This window comes from Chelatococcus asaccharovorans, from assembly GCF_003201475.1.
In the GTDB taxonomy this organism is placed as follows: domain Bacteria; phylum Pseudomonadota; class Alphaproteobacteria; order Rhizobiales; family Beijerinckiaceae; genus Chelatococcus; species Chelatococcus asaccharovorans.
Window position 1 is genome coordinate 429,217 of sequence record NZ_QJJK01000002.1, and the last position, 22,160, is coordinate 451,376.

Annotated in this window: 22 protein-coding genes; 10 read left to right on the forward strand and 12 right to left on the reverse strand. The window is 63.8% G+C overall.

The genetic code is table 11. From position 1 onward, the window contains the following. Positions 1-11 precede the first annotated feature (11 nt). Genes pcaG through pcaD form a run of 4 tightly spaced genes read right to left on the reverse strand, consistent with a single transcriptional unit; the run spans position 12 to position 2,554 of the window. Complete coding sequence (pcaG, locus tag C7450_RS06545; RefSeq protein ID WP_110373598.1) at positions 12-632, reverse strand: protocatechuate 3,4-dioxygenase subunit alpha; 621 nt, start codon at positions 630-632, stop codon at positions 12-14. Beyond that, positions 632-1,381, reverse strand: coding sequence for a protocatechuate 3,4-dioxygenase subunit beta (gene pcaH, locus C7450_RS06550; RefSeq protein ID WP_110373599.1), 750 nt, complete (start codon positions 1,379-1,381; stop codon positions 632-634). Before pcaH ends, pcaG begins: the two co-directional genes overlap by 1 nt. Next, positions 1,378-1,767: a 4-carboxymuconolactone decarboxylase gene (gene pcaC / locus C7450_RS06555; RefSeq protein ID WP_110373600.1), complete on the reverse strand. Its 390-nt coding sequence runs from the start codon at positions 1,765-1,767 to the stop codon at positions 1,378-1,380. Before pcaC ends, pcaH begins: the two co-directional genes overlap by 4 nt. Beyond that, positions 1,760-2,554: a 3-oxoadipate enol-lactonase gene (gene pcaD, locus C7450_RS06560; protein WP_110373601.1), complete on the reverse strand. Its 795-nt coding sequence runs from the start codon at positions 2,552-2,554 to the stop codon at positions 1,760-1,762. The genes pcaC and pcaD overlap by 8 nt, the downstream gene beginning before the upstream one ends. A 150-nt stretch (positions 2,555-2,704) precedes the next feature. On the opposite strand from pcaD, the gene pcaQ reads away from it, so the two are divergent. Next, on the forward strand, positions 2,705-3,652 hold the full coding sequence (gene pcaQ / locus C7450_RS06565; RefSeq protein ID WP_110373602.1) for a pca operon transcription factor PcaQ: 948 nt from the start codon (positions 2,705-2,707) through the stop codon (positions 3,650-3,652). A gap of 143 nt (positions 3,653-3,795) precedes the next feature. Here pcaQ and C7450_RS06570 read toward each other — a convergent pair whose 3' ends face one another. After that, positions 3,796-4,656 carry a helix-turn-helix domain-containing protein gene (locus C7450_RS06570; RefSeq protein ID WP_110373780.1) on the reverse strand — a complete coding sequence of 287 codons (861 nt, stop codon included), beginning with the start codon at positions 4,654-4,656 and terminating at the stop codon, positions 3,796-3,798. 87 nt (positions 4,657-4,743) lie between these two features. Here C7450_RS06570 and pobA point away from each other — a divergent pair, with 87 nt between their 5' ends. Continuing rightward, positions 4,744-5,904: a 4-hydroxybenzoate 3-monooxygenase gene (gene pobA / locus C7450_RS06575; protein WP_110373603.1), complete on the forward strand. Its 1,161-nt coding sequence runs from the start codon at positions 4,744-4,746 to the stop codon at positions 5,902-5,904. A gap of 333 nt (positions 5,905-6,237) precedes the next feature. Here pobA and C7450_RS06585 read toward each other — a convergent pair whose 3' ends face one another. From C7450_RS06585 to C7450_RS06615, 7 genes are all read right to left on the reverse strand, one after another. Beyond that, on the reverse strand, positions 6,238-6,948 hold the full coding sequence (locus C7450_RS06585) for an ABC transporter ATP-binding protein (protein ID WP_110373781.1): 711 nt from the start codon (positions 6,946-6,948) through the stop codon (positions 6,238-6,240). Beyond that, positions 6,929-7,690 (reverse strand): ABC transporter ATP-binding protein, encoded by a 762-nt coding sequence (locus C7450_RS06590; protein WP_110373605.1) that lies wholly within the window; start codon positions 7,688-7,690, stop codon positions 6,929-6,931. Before C7450_RS06590 ends, C7450_RS06585 begins: the two co-directional genes overlap by 20 nt. Continuing rightward, complete coding sequence (locus C7450_RS06595) at positions 7,687-8,700, reverse strand: branched-chain amino acid ABC transporter permease (RefSeq protein WP_110373606.1); 1,014 nt, start codon at positions 8,698-8,700, stop codon at positions 7,687-7,689. The genes C7450_RS06590 and C7450_RS06595 overlap by 4 nt, the downstream gene beginning before the upstream one ends. Then, entirely contained in the window at positions 8,697-9,560 is an 864-nt protein-coding gene (locus C7450_RS06600) for a branched-chain amino acid ABC transporter permease (RefSeq protein ID WP_110373607.1), read from the reverse strand. Before C7450_RS06600 ends, C7450_RS06595 begins: the two co-directional genes overlap by 4 nt. 70 nt (positions 9,561-9,630) lie before the next feature. Then, positions 9,631-10,797 (reverse strand): ABC transporter substrate-binding protein, encoded by a 1,167-nt coding sequence (locus tag C7450_RS06605; RefSeq protein WP_110373608.1) that lies wholly within the window; start codon positions 10,795-10,797, stop codon positions 9,631-9,633. 264 nt (positions 10,798-11,061) lie between these two features. Next, positions 11,062-12,201 carry an alpha-hydroxy acid oxidase gene (locus C7450_RS06610; RefSeq protein WP_210206384.1) on the reverse strand — a complete coding sequence of 380 codons (1,140 nt, stop codon included), beginning with the start codon at positions 12,199-12,201 and terminating at the stop codon, positions 11,062-11,064. A gap of 68 nt (positions 12,202-12,269) precedes the next feature. Beyond that, a complete protein-coding gene (locus tag C7450_RS06615; RefSeq protein ID WP_110373610.1) occupies positions 12,270-13,016 on the reverse strand; it encodes a ribonuclease activity regulator RraA in 747 nt (248 codons plus the stop codon). 250 nt (positions 13,017-13,266) lie between these two features. On the opposite strand from C7450_RS06615, the gene C7450_RS06620 reads away from it, so the two are divergent. From C7450_RS06620 to C7450_RS06655, 8 genes are all read left to right on the forward strand, one after another. Then, positions 13,267-14,838: an ABC transporter substrate-binding protein gene (locus tag C7450_RS06620; protein ID WP_110373611.1), complete on the forward strand. Its 1,572-nt coding sequence runs from the start codon at positions 13,267-13,269 to the stop codon at positions 14,836-14,838. A gap of 109 nt (positions 14,839-14,947) precedes the next feature. Beyond that, complete coding sequence (locus C7450_RS06625) at positions 14,948-16,138, forward strand: enolase C-terminal domain-like protein (protein WP_110373612.1); 1,191 nt, start codon at positions 14,948-14,950, stop codon at positions 16,136-16,138. Between the two features lie 137 nt (positions 16,139-16,275). After that, the gene (locus C7450_RS06630; RefSeq protein ID WP_110373613.1) at positions 16,276-17,424 is read left to right on the forward strand and encodes an Ldh family oxidoreductase; all 1,149 of its coding nucleotides are present in this window, start codon (positions 16,276-16,278) and stop codon (positions 17,422-17,424) included. A gap of 26 nt (positions 17,425-17,450) precedes the next feature. Beyond that, positions 17,451-18,182, forward strand: a complete 732-nt coding sequence (locus C7450_RS06635) for a FadR/GntR family transcriptional regulator (protein WP_170147102.1) — start codon at positions 17,451-17,453, stop codon at positions 18,180-18,182. A gap of 7 nt (positions 18,183-18,189) precedes the next feature. Beyond that, a complete protein-coding gene (locus C7450_RS06640) occupies positions 18,190-19,140 on the forward strand; it encodes an ABC transporter permease (RefSeq protein WP_210206385.1) in 951 nt (316 codons plus the stop codon). A 10-nt stretch (positions 19,141-19,150) separates the two neighbouring features. Then, entirely contained in the window at positions 19,151-20,020 is an 870-nt protein-coding gene (locus C7450_RS06645; RefSeq protein WP_110373615.1) for an ABC transporter permease, read from the forward strand. 10 nt (positions 20,021-20,030) lie between these two features. Then, positions 20,031-20,939 (forward strand): NAD-dependent epimerase/dehydratase family protein, encoded by a 909-nt coding sequence (locus C7450_RS06650; protein ID WP_170147103.1) that lies wholly within the window; start codon positions 20,031-20,033, stop codon positions 20,937-20,939. A 133-nt stretch (positions 20,940-21,072) separates the two neighbouring features. Next, complete coding sequence (locus C7450_RS06655) at positions 21,073-22,056, forward strand: hypothetical protein (RefSeq protein ID WP_146227273.1); 984 nt, start codon at positions 21,073-21,075, stop codon at positions 22,054-22,056. Positions 22,057-22,160: the final 104 nt, after the last annotated feature.

Below are 22,160 nucleotides of genomic sequence, written 5' to 3' on the forward strand. Positions count from 1 at the left end.
AATACATCTTACTACATATCGAAGAATACCGTCTCACTATCCCCTTGCAAATGAATGTCGAGGCGATACTGCGGCACGTCGCCCTCCTCTTTCCGCGCGATCAAGGTCGCCCGCCGCTTCGGATCAGGAATGCGGTTCAGGACGAAATCCCGCGCATTCGCCGCCTCTTCGTCGGCAAAATAGATCCTGGTCTGCAAGCCGATATTGATGCCACGCGCGACGATCCACACCGCCACATGCGGCGCCATCGGCCGCCCGTCAGGACCGGGGACCGGCCCGGGCTTGATGGTTTCGAAGCGGAATTCACCCTCGCCGTTGGCAGGTTGCCGCCCCCAGCCCGTAAACGCCGGTCGCGCCTCCGCGCTCGACCCCACCGGCCGGCCGTATGAGCCGTTTCCGTCCGCCTGCCAGATCTCGACCACCGCATCGCTGACCGGCACGCCGGCGCCGTCGATGATCCGCCCGGACAGAATGATCCGCGTGCCGGGCGTGTCCGCCGACACCATCGTCGCCCCGGGATCCGCGTCGTACACGCCGCGGATCCCGGCCCAGTTGGGCGTCATGCCGATATGGACATAAGGCCCCGCCGTCTGCGATGGCGTTTCCTTCAAGGTTGGAACAGGGTGCAGCATCAATTCCCCTCCAGCTTGTTCTCGAACAGGGTCGAGCGCCGCCCGCGCAGGACGATATCGAAGCGATAGGCCAAAGCATCCATGGGGGTGGTGTTGTGGCGGTCGAGTTTCGCGATCAATTGCGTGATCCCGGCCTTGTCGGGCACGCTGCCGACGATCGGACACTGCCATATCATCGGATCGCCCTCGAAATACATCTGTGTAATCAACCTCTGGGCGAACGCATGGCCGAATATTGAAAAGTGGATATGGGCCGGCCGCCAGTCATTCGCGCCGTTGGGCCACGGATAGGCGCCCGGCTTGACGGTGCGAAAATGATAGAAGCCGTTGGCATCCGTTATCGCGCGGCCGCATCCGCCGAAGTTGGGGTCAAGCGGCGCAAGATAGCCTTCGCGCTTGTGGCGATAGCGGCCTCCGGCGTTGGCCTGCCAGAACTCGACCAGGGTGCCCGGGACCGGGCGGGCATTCTCGTCAAGGACCTGTCCATAGACAATCAGCCGCTGACCGATCGCCTCGCCGCCATCCTGGCTGTAGTTGCGGATCAGGTCGTTGTCGAGCGGATTGAGCGGCATGTCGCCAAAAGTTGGGCCCGTCAGCTCGGACGCCGTCCCCGGAAGAGACAGGAGCGCATGGCGCGGTGCGCGGAAAGTCGTGCTCTTGTAACCCGGCGTATAGGCGGGCGGCTGCCACGAACGATCGCGCGCAAAAAGTGCTCCCTGATCGTCACCCGGCAAAATGATATCGTTCACTTGTCTCCTCCCCCTCGTTTGGCCAATTCTTCCTTGGCGATCCTGAACGCGCGGTTCGCGGCCGGAACGCCGGCATAGACCGCGACGTGGAGAAGCGCCTCCTTGATATCGTCCGGCGTGGCGCCGGTATTGGCCGTGGCGCGCACATGCATGGCGAGTTCCTCATCATGGCCCATCGCCGCCAGCAAGGCGACCGTCAGCATCGACCGCTCGCGCTTGCTGAGCCCCGGGCGCGACCAGACCGTGCCCCAGGCCGCCTCGGTGATGAAGGACTGAAAATCCTCGTCGAAGGGCGTCTTTCGCGCCGTGGCGCCGTCGACATAGGTGTCACCGAGGACCGACCGGCGCGTGGCCATTCCTTGCTCGAAACGGGATGTGTCAGCCATCGTTGGTCCCTCGTAGGAAAGTGCTGATGTGCTCCGCGAGAATCCCGGGCTGCTCGATGCTCGGGATATGGCCCGCATTGGCGATGATTGAGAAGCGTGCACCGGGAATGCGCGCGGCGGTATCCCGGACAAGATCCACCGGCGTTGAGACGTCGTCGGCACCGACCACCATCACCGTCGGCACGGAAATTGATCCGACCTCAGCGCGCAGGTCGGTGTCGCGCAGCGTCGCGCAGGTTCCCGCGTAGCCGGAAGCCGGCGTGCGCAGGAACATGTTGCGCCACCCGGCGACGTCCTCCGGCCGCTCTTGCCGATATCCCTCCGAGAACCAACGCATCACGACAGCCTCACCGAGCGCCGGCATCCCGCCAGCCCGCACCAGCGCGATGCGCTCGTTCCACATGGCGGCTTCGCCGATCTTGGCGGCCGTGTCGCATAGAATGATGCCGGCCAGACCGCGCGGGTGACGCAGCGCCAGGCCCTGGGCGATAAGGCCACCGACAGAGACGCCAGCGAGAACGAACCGATCGATTCCGAGACGGTCGAGCAATCCGGCGAGGTCGCCGACGTGATCGTCGAGGGAATAGTCCCCGTCCGGCGCGTCACTCAGCCCGTGCCCGCGCTTGTCATAGGCAATGATCCGATAACGATCCTGAAGACGCGCCGTCACGTCATCCCAGATGCGTGCATCCGTGCCCAGCGAGTTCGCCAGGACCAGAACCGGTGCCCCCTCCGGCCCGCAGACGCCGTAATGGAGCAGGACGCCATCGATACGTGCAAAAGCCATGTTCGCCTCTCGTTGACGCGATTTAAGATGCCGGCAGGGCACGCGTAAAATGATTACTTCACAGATTCCTATAACCTAGTGATTATGAGATACGGCACTTGGCCGTGTGCAACGTTGATTGTCGCCACGATCTATAACCGGAGGTCGAGAATGCCGCACCCCCCTATCGATCCCCGTATCAAGCTCCGCCACATCACCTGCTTTCTTGAGGTTGCGCGGCTCAGCAGCGTCGTCAAGGCGGCCGACATGCTCAACATCAGCCAACCCGCGGTGTCCAAAACCATCCAGGAGCTGGAGGAGCTTGTCGGCACCGCATTGTTCGATCGCAGCCGGCGCAACCTCATGCTCACGCCCTTCGGTGACGTGTTCTACCGCTATGCCGGCACGAGCCTGGCTGCGCTGCGTCACGGCATCGATGCCGTCAGGCAGTCGAGCGCCGTCACCACCGTCAAGGTCGGCGCCCTGCCCACGGTCTCCGCACGCGTCCTCCCGGCAGCCGTCGAGGCCTTTTCGTTGCAGGGGCCGAATACCCGCGCACGGATCATCACAGGCCCCAACGCGTATCTCCTGTCTCTCCTGCGCACCGGCGACGTCGACCTCGTCATTGGCCGGATGGCCGAACCGGACGCCATGCTCGGCTTCGCTTTCGAGCATCTCTACTCCGAGCGCGTGGTGATGGTCGTCAGGCCCGGCCATCCCTTGCTTCAGGAGCCCGAATTCGACCTCTCCATGATCGAGACTTACCAGACCCTCATGCCGACGCCCGACTCGGTCATCCGGCGTTCGGTGGACCGCATGCTGTTCGCCAACGGCATCACCAACCTGCGTGCGAATGTCGAAACCGTGTCCAATGCCTTTGGCCGCGCCTATACCCGGCAGACGGACGCGGTCTGGATCATTTCCGAAGGCGTAGTGGCGAACGACACGGCCGAAGGACTGCTCGTCGCCCTGCCGGTCGACACCGGTGAAACGGTTGGCCCCGTCGGGCTCACCACCCGCACGGATACCGGACAGTCGGTGGCGGCCGCGAGCTTCATGCAGGCCGTGCGTACCGCGGCCGCAAAGCTGCGCGGGCTTAATCTCGTGGAGCGAATTTGACATGTGAGTCCCGCCTGACATGAGGCTCCAGATCACATGTCAGATTCAAAATCTCCACTAAAACCAGTAACTTGCTAGCGGTTCGACTCCGGCATTTGCATCCGCCTGATACGAGCCCGGATGCAAATGCCGGAGTCGAACCACTAGAGTGACGCGCGCGCGGCCTGTCGGTATCGGCTCGGTGCCATGCCCAGCATCCGTGTCAGGAACCGTGTGAAATAGGCGGGATCATCATAGCCGAGCTCGGCCCCGATCTGCCTGATCGTCAGGGACGAGAACAGCATCTGACGGCGCGCTTCCAGCGCAATGCGCCGCTCGATGAGCTGCAGGGCGGAAACGCCGAGGATCTGACGGCTGATCCGGTTGAGATGAGTTGGGCTGATACCCAGTGCGTCGGCATAGTCGCCGATGGCGCGCGTTGCCCGAAAGCGGCTGTCGACCAGGGCGCGGAAGGCAAGGGCGTGCCGGACAGCCCGGTCGTGCCGGCTCCCGGCGCGGTCATCGGACATCCGGCGGGCGCGCAGCAACGCAACGAGCAAGAGGGAAATCAGCGCGGGCATCGCCAGGCCGTGCCCCATGTCGCGCCGGTCCGCCTCGGCAATCAGTGCGGCGATCGCCCGGTTGACCTCGGCCAACCCGCCCCCGGTGAGCACGCGCGGTTGGGCGGTGATCTCGCTGACGGCGCGCCCCACGCCGAGCACGTCCCTTTCCATCAGCGTCAGCACGACACCCTCGACGTCGCGGCTGAACAGGTAGCCATGCACCGTGAGCGCCGGGACCACGATGACGGCGGGGCCCGAGAGATCGTAGGTCGCGCCGTCGATCGTCGCCCGCGCGATCCCGGCGGTGATCTGGAGGATCTGGAAGAGCTGCTCGTGACGATGGGGTGCGATCCGGAAGTCGTGGCGACTGCTGCGCGCAGCGATCGTCTCCCAGTGAAGCCACTCATGCTCCTGGTCCGCGACCAACTCGCCAAAAAGCGCATAGATCGGAATTGCTTTCATGGTCGGATCGTCCAACATTTTGCCCGCTCCGTCCATTGGCGTCGCGGACCTTTGCGCGCAGTATCCGGCTTAACAAGGGAGGAACTGATGCGCACGCAAGTCGCCATTGTCGGAGCCGGGCCGGCTGGCCTGATGCTGGGTCGATTGCTGGAGCTTGCCGGCATCGATACCGTCGTCCTGGAGCGCCGGAGCGAAAGCCACGTGCTCGGCCGCATCCGCGCCGGCATTCTGGAACAAGGCACCGTCGATCTCATGGACCGCGCCCAAGTCGGGGAACGCCTCCATGTCGAGGGGCTCATTCATCACGGCGTCGAACTCAGCTTTGACGGTGATCGTCATCGCCTCGACTTTTCGCGGCTCGTCGGACGCGAGGTGATGGTCTACGGGCAGACTGAGGTCACACGGGACCTGATGGCGGCGCGGCAGGCGACCACGATCTATCGCGCCGAGGGCATCGTCCTGCACGATTTCGACACCTCGCATCCGTGGATCAGCTATCAGGCGGGCGGCGAAAGCCACCGCCTCGCTTGTGATTTCATCTGCGGCTGCGACGGCTATCACGGCGTCTCGCGGCAGAGCGTGCCGACGGGTGCGATCACATCGTTCGAGCGCGTCTATCCATTCGGCTGGCTGGGCGTTCTCGTCGACAAGCCACCGGTCGCGCCGGAGCTCATTTATGCCCACCATGAACGGGGTTTTGCGCTGTGCTCACAGCGCTCGCCCGTCCGCAGTCGCTATTACATCCAGGTGCCCACGGACGAACGGGCGGAAGACTGGTCCGACGATCGCTTCTGGGACGAGTTGCGGGCGCGCCTGCCCGCCGACGTCGCGGCAGCGGTCGAGACAGGCGCCTCCATCGAGAAATCCGTCGCGCCGTTGCGGAGTTTTGTCGCCGAACCCCTACGCTTCGGCAGGCTCTTCCTCGCCGGAGATGCAGCCCATATCGTTCCGCCTACAGGCGCGAAGGGCCTCAACCTGGCCATGCGCGATGTCGCTTCACTGGCCGATGCCCTGGCCGAATATTATGCCGAGACGTCGTCGGCAGGCATCGATGCCTATTCGGCCCATGCGCTTCACCGGATCTGGCGCGCCGAACGCTTCAGCTGGTGGATGACGAACCTCCTGCATAGCTTCCCGGAGACCGGGCCGTTCGGCCGCCGGATCCAGAGAGCGGAGTTCGACTATCTGACGCAATCAACCGCCGCGCAGATGAGCCTGGCCGAGAATTACACCGGATTTCCGGATTGAGGCGCCCGCCAGCGCAGCGCCCTTGGCCGCGACGCGGCGCAAGAGCAAATCCGACTTGAATGGAATCGTCTGATACCATCCAAGTCGGTGAATTTGCTCATTTATCGTGGTGTGGAGCATGCTTATGTTATACGGAACCACCGTGTCATTCCGGGGCGGGCCGAAAGGCCCGAGCCCGGAACCCAAGAATACCAGGTTCAACAACACCACGCTTAACCGGGGAGGCACAGTCCGATGCGCCTTCATCTCGGACCTCGTGTTCATGGATTCCGGGCTCCTCGCTGACGCGAGGCCCCGGAATGACGGCGGGATTTCCTCCAAACACAGCATGCTCTAATGGCCAACGCCGAGCAGACGCTCCACGACCCGTTGGTCAGCATCGAGAGCGGCGGGCGTTCCCTGCCAGGCGATCCGCCCGCGCTCAAGGATGATGACATCATCGGCGAAATCCAGCGCCGCCTTGATCCTCTGCTCGACCAGGAGGATGGTCGTCGTCCTGTCGGCGGCCAGGGCGGTCAGGGCTGCCATCAACTCGTCGCAAATGACGGGGGCCAGGCCCTCGAGCGGCTCGTCCAGCAGCAGCACGGTCGGCTGGCCCAGGATCGTCCGCGCCGTGGCCAGCATCTGCTGCTCCCCGCCACTCAGTTGCGAACCGAGATTCTTGCGCCGCTCCTTGAGCCGGGGAAACATCGCGTAGCTTTCCTCGATCGCCGATCTGGGGCGGCTTTTGAGGCCGACCTGCAGGTTCTCCTCCACGGTCAGGGACTGGAAGATGGACCGGTTCTGCGGGACATAGCCGAGCCCGCCGAGCGCGCGCGCTGAGCCATCGAGTGCGGTGATGTCCAATGCGCCGAGCGTGACATGTCCGGCGTAACGCTTCGTCTGTCCCGCGATGGAAGCGAACAGCGTCGTCTTGCCCACCCCGTTGCGGCCGAGAACGGCGAGCCTGCCGCCCGCCGGAACATGGAAGGTCACGTCCTCGATGATGCGTGTCGGACCATAGCCAGCACTGAGCCCGTGCACATCAAGCGGTGCCGCGGTCATCGGCATAACTCCCGAGATAGGCCTGGCGCACCCGAGCATCCGCGGCGACGGCCTGCGGGGTGCCATCGAAGATGACGCCCCCGGCAGCCAGCACGATCACCTTGCGGGCGAAGCGGAACACGAAATCCATGTCATGATCGATCATCAGCACCGCAAGGTCCGCGGGCAATTGTGCGAGTGCCCGCTCGATAAGCGCGATATCCGCACTCGGCACGCCGGCTGCCGGCTCATCGAGCAACAGCACCTTGGGCTTCAACGCCATGACCAGCGCGACTTCAAGCAAGCGCTGCTGGCCATAGGCGATGGCGCCAACAGGAACCCGGGCAATCCCGCTCAAATTGAACAGCGAGAGGATTCGGTCGGCCTCATCAACGACATCCGGCATGCTGCGGAAGTCAGCGAAGATACGTCTCGATCGTCCAAGACGTTGGAGCATGGCGAGAGCTATATGCTCCTCGGGGGTCATCTCGGAGAACAGGCGCGTCACCTGGAAACTGCGCACCAGGCCTGCCCTGACGCGCGCGGTCGGCGACGCGCGGGTGACATCCTTGCCGTCGAGGAGGACCGTGCCGCCGTCGGGCCTGACATGGCCCGTTACGAGATTGACGAAGGTCGTTTTTCCCGCGCCGTTCGGGCCGATCAGCGCAACGCGGTCCCCCTTCCCGAGCGTGATCGACACGTCGCGGGTAACGACCAGCCCCCCGAACCGCTTTCTGAGTTGGCGCACGTCGAGAAGGCTCATCGCCGGCCCCCCCGCGCCCGCGTCCAGAGCGCCTCGGCTGCGCCGGTCAGCCCGCGCGGCTCGAACAGCACCACGACGATCAGCATCACCCCGACGATGGTCAGCCAGTGGAAAGGGTTGATCGCCGCAACGAGATGCTCGAACCAGATGAACACGAATGTCCCGATCAGGGCTCCGAACAACTTCCCGACGCCGCCGAGCACCAGCATGACGAGCGCTTCCGCCGACAGCGTGAACGAGAGACTGTCCAGCCCGACCACTTTCGTCGCCACCGCCGACAAGGCCCCACCGAGGCCGGCAACCGCGCCGGCGATGGCATAAAGCTTGACGAGCGTTCCATAGACCGGCGCGCCCATGGCGCGCACCCGGACCGGGTCCTGCTTGATCCCCCGGCAGAGCATACCGAAGGGCGAGCGTATGATGACGCGCAACAACACAAAGACCACCACGAGGAGCGCGACCGCCAGGATGAAGGCGGTTCGCCCCCAGAGATCGAACCGATAAAGGCCGAATATCGGCGCTGGCGCGATGCCGGAGAGGCCATCGCTCCCGCCCGTCCAGGCGGACAGCTTGTTCGCCGCCTCATGGGCAAGCTGGACGATGGCAATGGAGAGAACCAGCTGGCCCAAGCCGCGGCCGCGCAGAATGACGACGCTCGATACGATCCCGGCCAACGCGCCCGCCACAGCACCCACGCCCAACATGGCAAACGGGTCCGTGAACCCGAATTTGGAAGCCAGGATGCCGGCCGCATAGGCGCCCGCCCCGAACAACGCCGCATGCCCGAGCGTCGCGATACCGGCGAACCCGGTGACGAGATCAAGCGAAAGCGCCAGCATCATGATCGCGACCATGCGCGTGAACAACGCCAGGCTGCCGGGGAAGAGGACATAGAGGAGAGCAGCTGCGGCAAGGATAATCACCACGGCCGTCGCATCGACAGCCGCACTGCGACGCACCCTCCCCAGACTTGCTGCATTCCGGGCCTTGACCGTTGCGTCCGTCGTCATCCACGACGTCCCAGCAGGCCGTGGGGAAAGACACAGACAATCGCGATGACGGCGAGATAGAAGAAGAACTCCCCAAATTCCGGCATCAGATAGCGTCCCGTCGTCTCCACAGCCCCCAGCAGCAGGCAGGCGAGCAAGGCCCCGGGGATGGAGCCTGCGCCGCCCACGGACACCACGACCAGAAACGTGACCATGTAGCGCAGCGCATAATAGGGCTCGATGGGGAGCAATTGCGCCCCGACGACCCCGCCGAGCGCGGCAAGCCCCACGGCCGCCGCGAAGCTGACGGCGTAGACCACCTTCGTGCGGACGCCAAGCGCAGCCGCCATCGTCGCATTGTCGACGGACGCGCGGAGCTTCACGCCGAAGGCCGTCCGCTCAATCACGAGCCACGCGGCGGCGGCCACGACGAGACCCGTCGCCACCGCGAAGAGCTTATGCGCGGCGATCGACCGGAAGCCGATGTCCACCGGCCCCTCCAATATCGTGGGCAGGGGTATCGTCTTCATCGAGGGGCCCATCGCGTAATTCGCGATCCCGATGATCACGAAGGTGATGCCAATGGTCATCAGCACCTGCGTGAGTTCCGGCGCACCGTAGATAGGGCGATAAAGGACGCGCTCGACGGGGATGGCGGCCAGCACCGTGCCCGCCACCGCCGCAACGATGGCAACGCCAAAAGGCACGCCGAGCTGATGCGTGGCAAAGGCGGCGATATAGCCCCCCATCATCGCGAAAGCGCCATGGGCCAGGTTCACCACCTTCATCAATCCCATCGTCACACTGAGACCGATGGAGATGACGAAGAGCACCATGCCATAGGCAACGGCGTCGGCCGCGATGGAGAGGACTGTCTGCATTGCGCCTCCCGACCGACCTACGCGCGCTTTCGGGGGAACGAGCGCTTCATCATGTCATCCACGGCTGAGGTTACGGGGCCTTCCAGCCGGGATCCCCCTGCTTCTCGAAGGTCCGGATTTCTTTATTGATGGACTTGCCGTTCTCACTAGCCACTTCACGGAGATAGATATTCTGGGTGATATGGCGGTTCTGCGGATCGATCGTCACCGGCCCACGCGGGCTGATCCACGAAAGGCCCTTGACCGCCTCGACCGCGGCTTTCGCGTCCTGCTTGCCCTTTGTGGCTTCTATCATCTTGGAAATGACGTACATGCCGTCATAGGCGCCGACCGCCGGGAAGGTCAGGCTCGCGGGATCGCCGATCGCCTTCGATGCCGCCGCGACGAAGGCCTTGTTCTCCGGTGAATCATGGCTGACAGCATAGTGAAAGGTCGTGAGCGTCCCCAAAGCGCTGTCGCCGAGCGCCGGCAGATCCGATTCCTGCGTAAGGTCCCCCGGCGCCAGCAAGGTGATGCCCGCCTTCTTGAGCCCGTTCTCTGCGAAAGCCTTCATGAAACCAAGCGTGGCCGGCCCCGAGGGCAGAAAGGCAAACACCGCCTCGGCCCCCGAGTCCTTGATGCGCTGCATGATGGGGCTGAAGTCGTTGGTATTCATGGGCATACGCACCGAGGCGACAATCTCGCCGCCGGCATCCTTGAAGCCTTTGACGAAGGCGGACTCGGCGTCGACGCCTGGGCCGTAGTCCGTGACGACGGTAATGGCCTTCTTGATGCCACGTTCCCGCGCGACGGCGGCCATCGGCGTTGACGTCTGCCAGGTCGTGAACGACGTGCGCACCACATAGGGGCTCGCATTCATGATGGCCGAGGTGGCTGCGTTGAAGACCACCATCGGCACGTTGCCCTCCACCAGAATCGGCGCCGCCGCCATCGCATCGGGCGTGTAATAATAGCCCGCGAGATAGCGTACGCCCTCACCGACAATGAGATCCCGCGTCAGCGCGGCGGATTTGGCGGGATCGGCCGTAGGCAGGTCGCGGTAGACGATCTCGATCGTATCGTTGCCGATCTTGTTGCCGTTCAGCGCAAGCCAGGCGTCGATCCCAGCCTGGAAATTACGGCCCTGCTGGGCCGCCGGGCCCGAGAAAGGGCCGACCACACCAATCTTGATCGTATCGGCGATGGCCACGCCACCGCTCAGGACGAGAGCCAGCGCGAGTAAGGTCAGCCGTTTCATATCAGTCCTCCCGAAACCGCGGGCATGCCGGACGCTCACCTCAGCCGGACAGCCCTGAGGCACCGCTTGGCACGGTTGCCCCTGATCCGAACATTTTGCAAATCCTCCCCATCGGGAGAAATGAAAATGTAGCGAGGATCTATAGCTCAGGGATTATATGTGCAGAACCCGGAGATTATCGCGAAACGCATCGGACCAGGGCACCGTCATCCGCATCGCTCGAGCACACCCCCCGGGGCAGGTGCCGTGTTCAGCGCGATCCCGTCACGCTGAACGCTCGCGGGTGGAGAGGCACTCCCTGCGGCGCTGCGCGAGATCGTCGACGGAGGCGATGCCGGCCAGCGCCATGCTCATCGTCAATTCCTTCCGCAGCATCTCCAGCACGCCGACCACGCCTGAGGCGCCAGCCGACGCGAGACCATAGGCGTAGCTTCTCCCGAGCAGGCAGCCGTCAGCCCCGAGCGCCATCGCCTTGAGCAGATGGCTTCCACGCCGAATGCCGCTGTCGAAGAGAATTTCGAGCTCTCCCGAATACCGGCTGGCGATCGCCGGCAGGGCGGCGATCGAGGACATGCCGCCGTCGAGCTGTCGCCCGCCGTGGTTGCTGACAACGACGCCGCGCGCTCCGACCCCGATGGCACGCGCGACGTCCTCGGGATCGGTGATGCCCTTCACGACGACCCTTCCCTGCCAGCGCTTCACCACCGCCTCGAGGTCGTTCCAGGTCAGGTCCCTCTTGAGCTGCTGCGACATGTGGGCCGCCTGCGCGATCAACCCGCGCCCGACATCGTCCCACTGCGCATAATTGCCGAGCCCGCGGCCGAGAGCCCGCCAGGAACGCGCGAACCAGCGTGGATGGAGTGCGCAATCAAGGACCATGCTGAGCGGCGGACGCGCCGCCGAGCGGTACCCGTTGCGCAGATCGCGATCGCGCATGCCGGGATGTGTCGTATCGACGGTCACAACGAGGTTTTTGAACCCGGCCTCGGCGGCGCGCCAGAGAAGCTCCTCCGTGCGCCCGGGGTCGTTCAGCACGTAGAGCTGGAAAGCGTCGCCCTCCTGCACCTCCGGCGCCACCTCCTCGATACTGCACACGGAAAAACTCGACAGACATGCGCTGACGCCCGCAGCATGCGCTGCTTGAAAGGCAAGAACCTCCCCCCGCGGGTAGAGCATGCCGAGCGAGCCGATCGGTGCGAGGGCCACAGGGAACGAAGCCGTGCGTCCAAGGACAGGCCCAGCCGTGTCCACCGTTCGGCCGTGCAGCACCTTCTGGCGGATATAGATGTTATCGAAATCTGCCGTGTTGCGGGCGAGCGTCGACTCATCGAGCGCCCCGCCATCGACATATTCAAAGAGGGTGCGCGGCAGAACCGATCGCGCGGTCAGGCGATAGTCGTGCACGGATGCCGCTCTTCGCCTCAACATTGGTGAAAATCCTCCACAGCCGCGCCTGTTTCATCGCCGCCGGATTACCGGCGACTGACCTGCGCTGCCTTCCACGCCTCGAATTCGCCTCGCGCGTCCTGCGCCAGGGGATAATAGCGCCGGAGATCCCCGCCCTCGAGCAGGCGGATGCGCGAGTAGTCTTCCCATTCGTGCCAGACGGAGCCTTTCTGCAGGAGTTCTTCGGCGGCGACCGCGGGCACGGCGATCGCGCCGTCGTCGTCCGCGACGATGATATCGCCCGGCAGCACAAGGACGCCGCCACAGGCGACGGGGACGTTGACGGCGAAGGGCATGAGCTCGGTCTGGGTGTGGAAATTCGGCGTGAAGCCACGCACCCAGAGCGGAACCTCAAGCTTGCTGACATTGGGAAAATCGCGGAGACAGCCGTCAACCACCATGCCGGCGCCGCCCCGGCCCTTGAAATAGGCCAGCATCATCTCGCCAAAGATGCCGGCCGTCATGCAGCCCCTCGCATCGACCACGACGACGTCGCCCGGTTCCGTCTGGTAGAGCACATGCCGGTGAAGCTGCGCTTCCGGATTACCGTACTCGTCATCCCCGTAGATATCCCGCCGCTTGGGCATGAACTGCAACGTCAGCGCAGGACCGGCGACCGTCACGCCAGCCGCATGCGCCTTGATGGGCCCGGCCATGAAGACGTTCTGATAGCCCATCCGATAGATGACGCTCGAAAGCTTGGCGGTTCCGATCGACTTCAGACCCTCAACCAGCTCTGCGCGAGGCCGGACAATGGTGTTGATTGGCTGCATGAGCGCCCTCCCAATTCATTTGCTCTAGATATCTAGATATGTTGTGATTAGCTGTCAACTCAGCACGCGACGCGGCTTACCGCTCATCCGTCAAATCGCTCGTCGATATTATTAAGTCTTTGATTAATAATATTTTACTGAATCTCGTGCGATCGCGACAAGCATAACAGCTGCGCGCACCTCCCCCACTTGACGGCAGAAAGTCGCACAGATATCTAGATAAGTAGAACACTAATGGGAGGGACGCATCATGGTGATCTCGATCGCGAGCATCAGCAGGCGGGGGTTGCTGCAGTCAGGTTTGGGCGCGGGTGTCGTTTTGACGGGCCTGCCGGCCCGGGCTCAGGAGGCGCCGAAGCGCGGCGGCACCATCGTCGCGTCGACCGATGTCCAGCCGCGCAGCCTCGATCCGGTGATGGGTAACGCGCCCACGAGTGATCGCTACACGACCGGACATATCTTCGATTCACTGCTGCGCCAGGAAGAAGACGGGAGCCTTTCTCCCTGGCTGGCGGAATCCTGGGAGGTCACCGACGGCGGCAAGGGGATCGTCTTCCGTCTGCGCCGCGGCGTCACGTTCCACGACGGAACGCCATTTAACGCCGAAGCGGTGAAGATCAACCTCGATCGGACGCGCGACCCCGCGGTCGGTGCCACCCGCGCCGTCGATCTCATGGGGATCGAGTCGGTTGAAGTCCTGGACGATCACACCGTCAAGATCGCGCTCAAGGAAGTCAATGCAGGCATGCTCGCCGCCTTCTCGGTCGAGCCCGGCATGATGTCCTCGCCCAAGGCTCTGAAGGAGAACAGCGTCGCCGACTACGGGCTGAAGCCCGTCGGGACCGGGCCTTTCGTCTTCCAGAACTGGGTGGTGGGTAGCCATGTCGAGCTGCGCCGCAACGACTCCTACTGGCGCCAGGGCGTCGACGGCAAGGCGCTGCCCTATGCGGACAATCTGCGTGTGCGCTACATCACGAACCCGGCGGTCAAGCTGATTGAGGTGAAGGCCGGCTCCGTGCACGTAGCCGACAACATCCCGCCCAACGAATATCCGGGCATTGAGCGCGATGCCAACCTCACCCTGTTGAAAGTGCCGCCGGGCGTCATGCAATGGCTCGCCTTCAACACACGTCGCGCACCGATGACCGACGAGCGCGTGCGCCGCGCCGTCAGCCTCGCGGTCGATCGCAGCTTTATTTTCGACCTCGTGGCGGATGGCTATGGCGCGGTCGCGCGCGGACCGGCGGCCCCTTCGGGCTGGGACTATAACCCCGAACAGCCGAAAATTCCGCCGCACGATATCGAGGAAGCGCGCCGCCTGCTGGCCGAAGCCGGGTACGGCAAGGGGTTGAAGCTCTCCATGCTGATCATCCAGCGCGAACCGGACACGCAGATTGCCCAGGTGATCCAGCAGCAGCTCGCCGATGTCGGCATCGAGGTCGAAATCAACGCGCCCGACCGCAGCGCGGTCGGCGCCATCCGGCAATCCGGCGCCTGGGATATCTATATGGCGCGCTTCAATGTTCCGCGGCCCGATCCGGTTCAGATCTATGATTTTCACTATGGACGTAACGCGAGCCAGAACTTTGCGCTGATCGAGGGGGACGAGGATTTGTTCGCGGCGGTTGACGCCGGCCGCACGCATCTCGATCGGGATGTGCGCAAAAAATACTATCTCGATGTGCAGAACATTCTGGTCGGTAAATCCTACTATGCCTTCCTCTTGTTCAGGGAGGCACGCCACGTCGCGCGGAAGAACCTGCGGAACCTTAACGTCGACGGCGGTGGCGTGTGGAATATGGCCGAGGCATGGCTCGCCTAGGTGACCTGCGCGCTGCGGCGCCGGGACAGCAACGTAGATCAGGCACCCTCTGCCATCACCGCATAGTCGGCTTTGCGGCCGTCAAAGAAAACGAGCGGACTTAGACATCATGAAGATCGTCGACTTTCGCGTCACATGTGTCGCCATACCCTTGAATGCCAAGCTGCGCCACAACCGTGGTGTTCATCCAGGCCGCTTCCAGCGCACGATCATCGAGCTCATCACCGACGATGGCATCATCGGCATCGGCGAGGTCGGGGGCGGTGATCAGCGTCGCGCAATGGAAAAGTTCCGCCCCCATCTGATTGGGCTGGACCCTTTCCACCTGAATACCATCAAGCTGCGCGTGCTGCGCTCGACCTACTATATCTCCAATGCGCTCATCTACGCGGCGATCGAGATGGCCTGTCTCGATATCCAGGGCAAGGCGCTCGGGCGGCCGGTTCACGATCTGCTGGGCGGCGCCGTCCGTGAGGCTGTCCCGTTCATCGGCTATCTGTTCTGGCGTTACGACAGGCCCGGTGGCGGCGACGACACCTGCGCGGAGGATGTCGCGGATCATTGCGTCGAATTGAGCGAAACGCTCGGCATCAAGGCGATGAAGCTCAAGGCGGGCGTGATGGCGCCCGAGGAAGAGGCGCGATCGCTGGAGTTGTGCCGGAAGAAGCTCGGTGACCGCTTCGGGCTGCGCATCGATCCCAACGGGGTGTGGTCCGTGCCGACGGCGACGCGGATCGGGCAGCGTCTCGAGCCGCTCGGTCTGCAGTTCTACGAGGACCCATCCTGGGGCCTCACCGGCAACGCTGCGGTCCGATCCGCCGTGCGTATTCCCATCGCGACCAACATGTATCCCGCGCGCTTCGACGATCTGGCGCCGGGCATCCGCCTGGGGGCGGTCGATATCATCCTCACCGATCTGCACTATTGGGAGGGCCCGCGGGGCGTATTGGAACTGGCGGCTGTGTGCCGCACCTTCGGCCTCGGCATGGCGATGCATTCCGGCACCGAATTCGGCATCGAACTCGCCGCGATGATCCACACAGCAGCCTCCATTCCGGAGATGACCTTCGAGGGCGATGCCCACTACCACTACCTGGAAGACGACATCATCGCCGGTGGAAAGATGACCTACACGGACGGCATGATCGCGGTCCCGCAGGGTCCCGGCCTCGGGGTCGCGATCGACCAGGACAAGCTCCGCTTCTACGCGGACTATTTTGAAAAGATGGGCGACTACTACGGGAGCTGGCCGCGCGACGCCCGGCGCCCGGACTGGGTGCCCATGACCGGTGCGATCTAGGACCGATCGACATTCAAGAATTGCCCAAGCCATACCATCGTCATCACCGGGCTTGTCCCGGTGATCCCGACCGGAAAGGCGCCTCCATACATCGGGATGGCCGGGACAAGCCCGGCCATGACAGCTGGATACGCTGAATGTCGATTGAACCTAGCGGAATGGCAGGAGATCAAAGCGCCATGCGGGCCGGAGCGCTCAAGCCCGATGACCTCGCGGATATTCTCGCCGCCGTCCTTCGCGCCGCGGGTTGCGCGGCCGATATCGCGGGAGAAGTGGCTGCAGCGCTGGTCGATGCCGATCTCTCGGGCCACGGCACCCACGGATCGCGCCAGATCGACTTTTACGTCGAACGGCTGAAGCGCGGCGAGGTCGACGGGCACGCCCGTCCGACCATCGCGAGCGACACGGGCAGCCTGATCCGTATTGCCGGCAACCGCGCGTTCGGCCAGATCGCCGGCGCATTTGCCGCCCATCTCGGCGCGGAGCGTGCAAGGCGGGATGGCCTCTGCCTGATCTGCCTTGCCGGATCAGGCCACCTTGGCCGCAACGGCCGATGGGCCGAGATCGCCGCCGCGGAGAACGTCGGCTCGCTCCATTTCGGCCAGGGGATTGCGCAGAGCGGCCCTGTCGCTCCCCATGGCGGCCGCGAGGGGCGGCTCAATACCAACCCCATCGCACTCGGCCTGCCGGGCACCACGCCCCACACGCCGATCGTGCTCGACTGCGCGACCTCGGCCGTATCGGGCAGTACGATCAAACAGGCCCATGATCGCGGGGGCCTGCTGGACGCGCCCTGTCTCGTGAGGACCGACGGCACCGTCACCGCCGATCCCGCTGCCTTCATGACGGGCGATGCCGCCGTCATGACTTTCGGCGGCTTCAAGGGCTTCGGTCTCTCGGTCTTCAGCGAGATCCTCTCCACCATCGTCGCGACCGCCGGGGACGCCAAGCCCGCGACCAACAGCCTGTTCTCCGTCTATTTCTCCGTCGAAATGCTGATGGACATGGGGGACTATTCCGAGCGCCTTGCGGCCTATCGCGAGCGCATCGTGACATGCCCGCCCGTGCCCGGCGGCGACGCTGTCATGCTGCCCGGGGATCGTTCCCGCAAGGCGCGCCATCAGGCAATGGAAGCGGGCTTCACCCTGTCCGCCGATTCAGCACAACACGTGCGTCGGGCCGCAGAACGCGTGGGGATTTGGGAAGACCTCGCCGACCACTACCCGCAACTGCGATATTGGAGGCAGGACCCCGACGCCGGGGGCGGCGACGGATCGATTGGATAGCGGCAGAGAGAAAAGGGACCAGGCCTGTGGTAGCAGCCAGGATAAGCGACCGACGTAGACTGTCATCGATCGTTGCTCAGGAGATCACGAAGTGGATCATCAACGGAACCTTGAAGGCCGGCGATGCACTTCCTCCGGAAGCTGAGATCTGCCGACAGTTCAACGTCAGCAAACCGACCGCGCGCGAGGCTATCGACAATCTCAGCGTGATGGGAATCGTCAAGGTCCAGCAGGGCAAGCAAACCACCGTCAATCCTCTCAACTCGCTGGTGCTTGAGGACTTCTTCCGTTACGCGGTGCAAACCTATCCGGAAGGCCTCTACGATATCGTGGAGCTTCGCCGGGGGCTTGAGACCGAGGCCGCCGCGCTCGCCGCCGAGCGCATCACGGACGACGAGGCGCAGCTCTTGAAGGCGCTGACGGAGCGGCTGCGCGCGGGCCTCTACTCGCCAGCCGAATGGCTGTCGACGGACTATGAATTCCATGCCGCCATCGTCAGGGCCTCGAAGAACAAGCTGATCCTGCAGACCTTCAACGGTATCAGCGAGCATGTCCGCTATGTCCAGCGCGTCTGCCACATGCAGCGCGACATGCGCGTGCCGGACTACAACATGCGCCTTCACGAAAAGATCGCCGAGGCGATTATCGCGGGGGACCCGGGGCGTACGCGAACATTGATGTTCGAGCATTTCGGCTACGTCCTGCCCTTCGTCGCCGCCATCGTGAACGACAAATCCCGCCTGAGTGAGATCTTTTGAGACAGCGATGGTCAAGATCCCGAAGTTCCTCCTGAGCCGGCTCGCGCAGATGCTGCCCGTTCTGTTCCTGGCATCTGTGATCGTATTCGCGATTACGAATCTGCTCCCCGGCGACCCGACCTACGCCCTGCTCGGCGAGACGGCGAGCGAGGCCGAACGCGCGGCAGCACGGGTCCGCTACGGATTGAACGATCCGCTGCCGGTGCAGTATTTTCGCTGGCTAACGACGATCCTCGGCGGGGATCTCGGACGATCACTCTACCGCAACCAGTATGTTCTCGACATGCTGATCGGCCGAATTCCGGTAACCCTCCAGCTCTGCCTTATGTCGATCACGCTCGCCGTCGCCATCGGCGTCCCCGCGGGCGTGGTCGCAGCCAAATGGCGCGGCAGCACCGCCGATATCGTGGTCAGCGTGCTCTCCATGGCCAGCGTCGCGATGCCCTTCTTCTGGGCCGGCATCCTGCTGATCATCGTCTTCTCCCTGCATCTCGGATGGCTGCCGTCCTCCGGCTATGTGCCCTTCACGACGGACCCGCTGCGCAACCTCCAGCTCATGGTCCTGCCGTCGATCACGATCGGAACCTCCTTTGCCGGGCTGATCATGCGGCAGGTGCGCGGTGCCATGCTCGAGATCATGAGTTTCGACTATATCCGCACGGCGCGCGCCAAGGGCGCCTCGGAGATGCGCGTCATCTTCCGGCACGGCCTTCGCAATGCGCTCATACCCGTGATCACCGTCGTCGGGCTGCAGACCGGCGCGCTCCTCGGCGGCGCGGTTGTGGTGGAATCCGTGTTCTCCCTCCCCGGGCTCGGTTCGATGATGATCGAGAGCATCTTCTCGCGCGACTATCCGGCCATCCAAGGCGCGGTCCTGTTCAGCGTCTGCTGCGTCCTGCTCGTCACCGTGATTGTCGATGTGCTCTACGCCGTCGTCGATCCGCGCATCGAATATTGAGGAGCATGCCATGTCGATGGCCGTTGCGGCGATCCCCATTTCGCCGACCCAACGCTATATCAGGCGTTTCGCGACCCACAAGCTCGGGGTCATAGGCCTTCTCTTCCTCACACTCGTGGTCATCGCGGCCGTTTTTGCGCCTTGGGTCGCCCCCTACCCGCCCCAGCGCATATTGACGCGCGCGCTCCAGGCGCCGTCCTGGAAATACTGGTTCGGCACGGACGAGATCGGTCGCGACGTCTTCAGCCGGATCGTCTGGGGATCACAGATCTCACTGCAGGTCGTCGGTTACTCGATCGCGGGCGCCGCCATCGTCGGCGCAACCGTCGGGCTTATCGCCGGCTATGTCGGAGGCTGGCTCGATATCATTCTGATGCGGATCATGGATGCTATCCTGGCCTTTCCGTTCCTGATCTTCGCGCTGGCAATCGTTGCCATCCTCGGACCGTCCGTACAGAATTCCGCGATCGCCATTGCGATCGCCAAGTCGCCCGGCTTCGCGCGTATCGTGCGCAGTGAAGTCTTGAGCCTGAGAGGACGTGAATTCATCAAGGCTGCGATTGTCCTCGGCGCCACCAATCAGCGCATCATCACGCGGCATCTCTGGCCGAATATCACGGGCAATCTGATTATCTATGCCTCGTTGAGTGGATCCACCGCGCTCATTACCGAGTCCTCGCTGTCCTTCCTCGGGCTTGGCGTGCGGCCGCCGGCCCCAAGCTGGGGCTATATGATCGCGGTGGGCATGGATCACTGGCAATATTGGTGGATGAGCGTGTTTCCGGGCCTGGCGATCTTCCTGACGGTTCTGGCCTTCAATTTCGTCGGCGATGCGCTGCGTGATGCATCCGACTCCAAGCTCGACCTCGGCACATCCTGAGAGGACCACCGTGGGACAGGAGAACGGATCCCGCCCGTCCCGGGTGCTGGTGACGGGTGCCGCCGGGAGGCTTGGACGGCTGGCCGTCGCACATCTCAGCCAAGCGGGCCGATATCAGGTCATTGCGACCGACCGGGTGCCCCTGCCTGACGGCGTGGCAGCCGATCTCACCCAACCGGCCCTCCAATGGGCGGGGCTCCTGGAGGATGTCGATGCCATCCTCCATTGCGCCGGCCATCGCGGGCCCGACACGACCTGGCGGGAGGCCCAGGACCTCAACCTCGATATGAGCCTGCGGCTGATGATGGCCGCGCGCCGACGGGTCAGCCGTTTTGTCTTCCTCAGTTCCAACTGGGTGATGGCGGGCCACCGCTTCACGGAGGGGGCCATCACGGCCGATCGCGATCCGGATCCCATCAACCCCTACGGCATGGCCAAGCTGGCGATCGAGCGCGTGGGCGTCGCGCTGGCCGAGGCCGGCGACTTCGACTTCGTCGCCCTCAGGATCGGCATGGTCATCGCCGATCCTCTGGAGGCCGCCCGTCGGCTTCCGTCGCTGCGCCGCTGGTCGCAGGGGATGTGGCTGAGCGGGACGGATTTCTGCGAGGGGATCGAGAAGGCTCTCACCGCGCCTATCGACAGCGCGAGCGTGCTCAATCTTGTTTCAGACAATCCCGGCACGCGCTGGGACATCTCCGAAACCATGCAAAGGATCGGCTATGCGCCCACCACCGGCTGGCAGGCCGACGTATCAGAGGCGCAGACGAGAGCCGAGGATACCGCTGCCCGGCTTAACTGCTGTCGGGGTGAGATCATCCGGCATCTGACGGCCGGAAGCGCCGACGGATCGGATAAAGCGGCTGCGCGCTGTGTGCAAATCCTCACCCGCGCGGAGAAGGGACCGAAGGAACCGAAATAGGTTTCAATGCGCCGCCTCCACACACGTCGCGCGCAACGGCAATCGAATTGCCTTATTTTGCTGGTCATCGTTGCCGGGCTCGGGTAGCATTCTGCCATCCTGCATGGACATCGGATCGGGGTTGTCATCGATCATGCCCGTTCGCAAGACCGAAAGCCGTATTCCGGAGAATTGTCAGGCTTCCGATCTCGGACAGGCCAGCCTTTCGGCCGATGGGCGCTCGATCCTTGTATCATTCATTACATCGCCGCTCGTTATAGGCCGCGACAATACTTTCGTCGTCTTCGTGACGGATGCGGCTGTCGCTGCCTCTCTGCAGTCATTTGAATGGTCCTTCGCGGAAACCGGCAGCCCGCCGCATGTCGAAACGACGACCATGGGCGAGATCAGCTATCGTCCGCAGGCGACCGGACGACTGACGACAACGGTGCGCTGCCTTGACGGCGGCGGAACCGCGCTCGCGACCCTCACGCTCACGCAGGCGGTGGTTCAGCCGCATGCGGGGCTTGAGGCGATGATCGCGGCGGGCGCTGACGAGGCAGGCCCTTCGGCCGCCAATCCGGATGTGTCGCGCGAGCTCGTCAACGACTATAATATCTACTATCAGAACGCGGCCCCGCGCTCCGCCGCGGCGGATGACGGCTTCCGGCGTCTTCTCTTCGCCGTCCTGATGGAGAGCGCGCTGCAATGCGATGCCGTGCGGCGCAAGGCTGACCTTGCTGCGCTGGCTATGGTGCTGAATGCGGGCACCGCCGGTTTCGCGACCCTCGCGGGCTGTGGGCTGGGGGTGGCGGGGCTGCGTCCGGCACTCCTCGCCATGACAGTCGGCCCCTATCTGCCCTGGACGGAACTGCCCAGCGAAGGGCCTGCCCGCAGCCTCGCCAATGAGGAACTGCGCCGCAAGACGGCCGCGCTGCCTGAGGCCGTGCGCATCGACCTCTTCAACCTCATCCGCTTTCCCAAAAGCAGTATCACGCATTGCGGGCGGGTGATCGAGGCCCTGCGCGACCGCTATTTCAACGGGATCGATTTCAATACGGTCCTGAGCGAATTGTCCGGTACGCGCGCTCACTGGATCAACAGACATTACCGGGAAGGCCCCTTGAAACGCGGGTGACAGGCAACATTCCCGCCGATCCGTGCGGGCTGGAGGGTCGGAATGGGGAGGACGAGCAAGCGTTCGCAGACGGCCGGCCACGAGGCCATCCGTCAGCTTGCGCC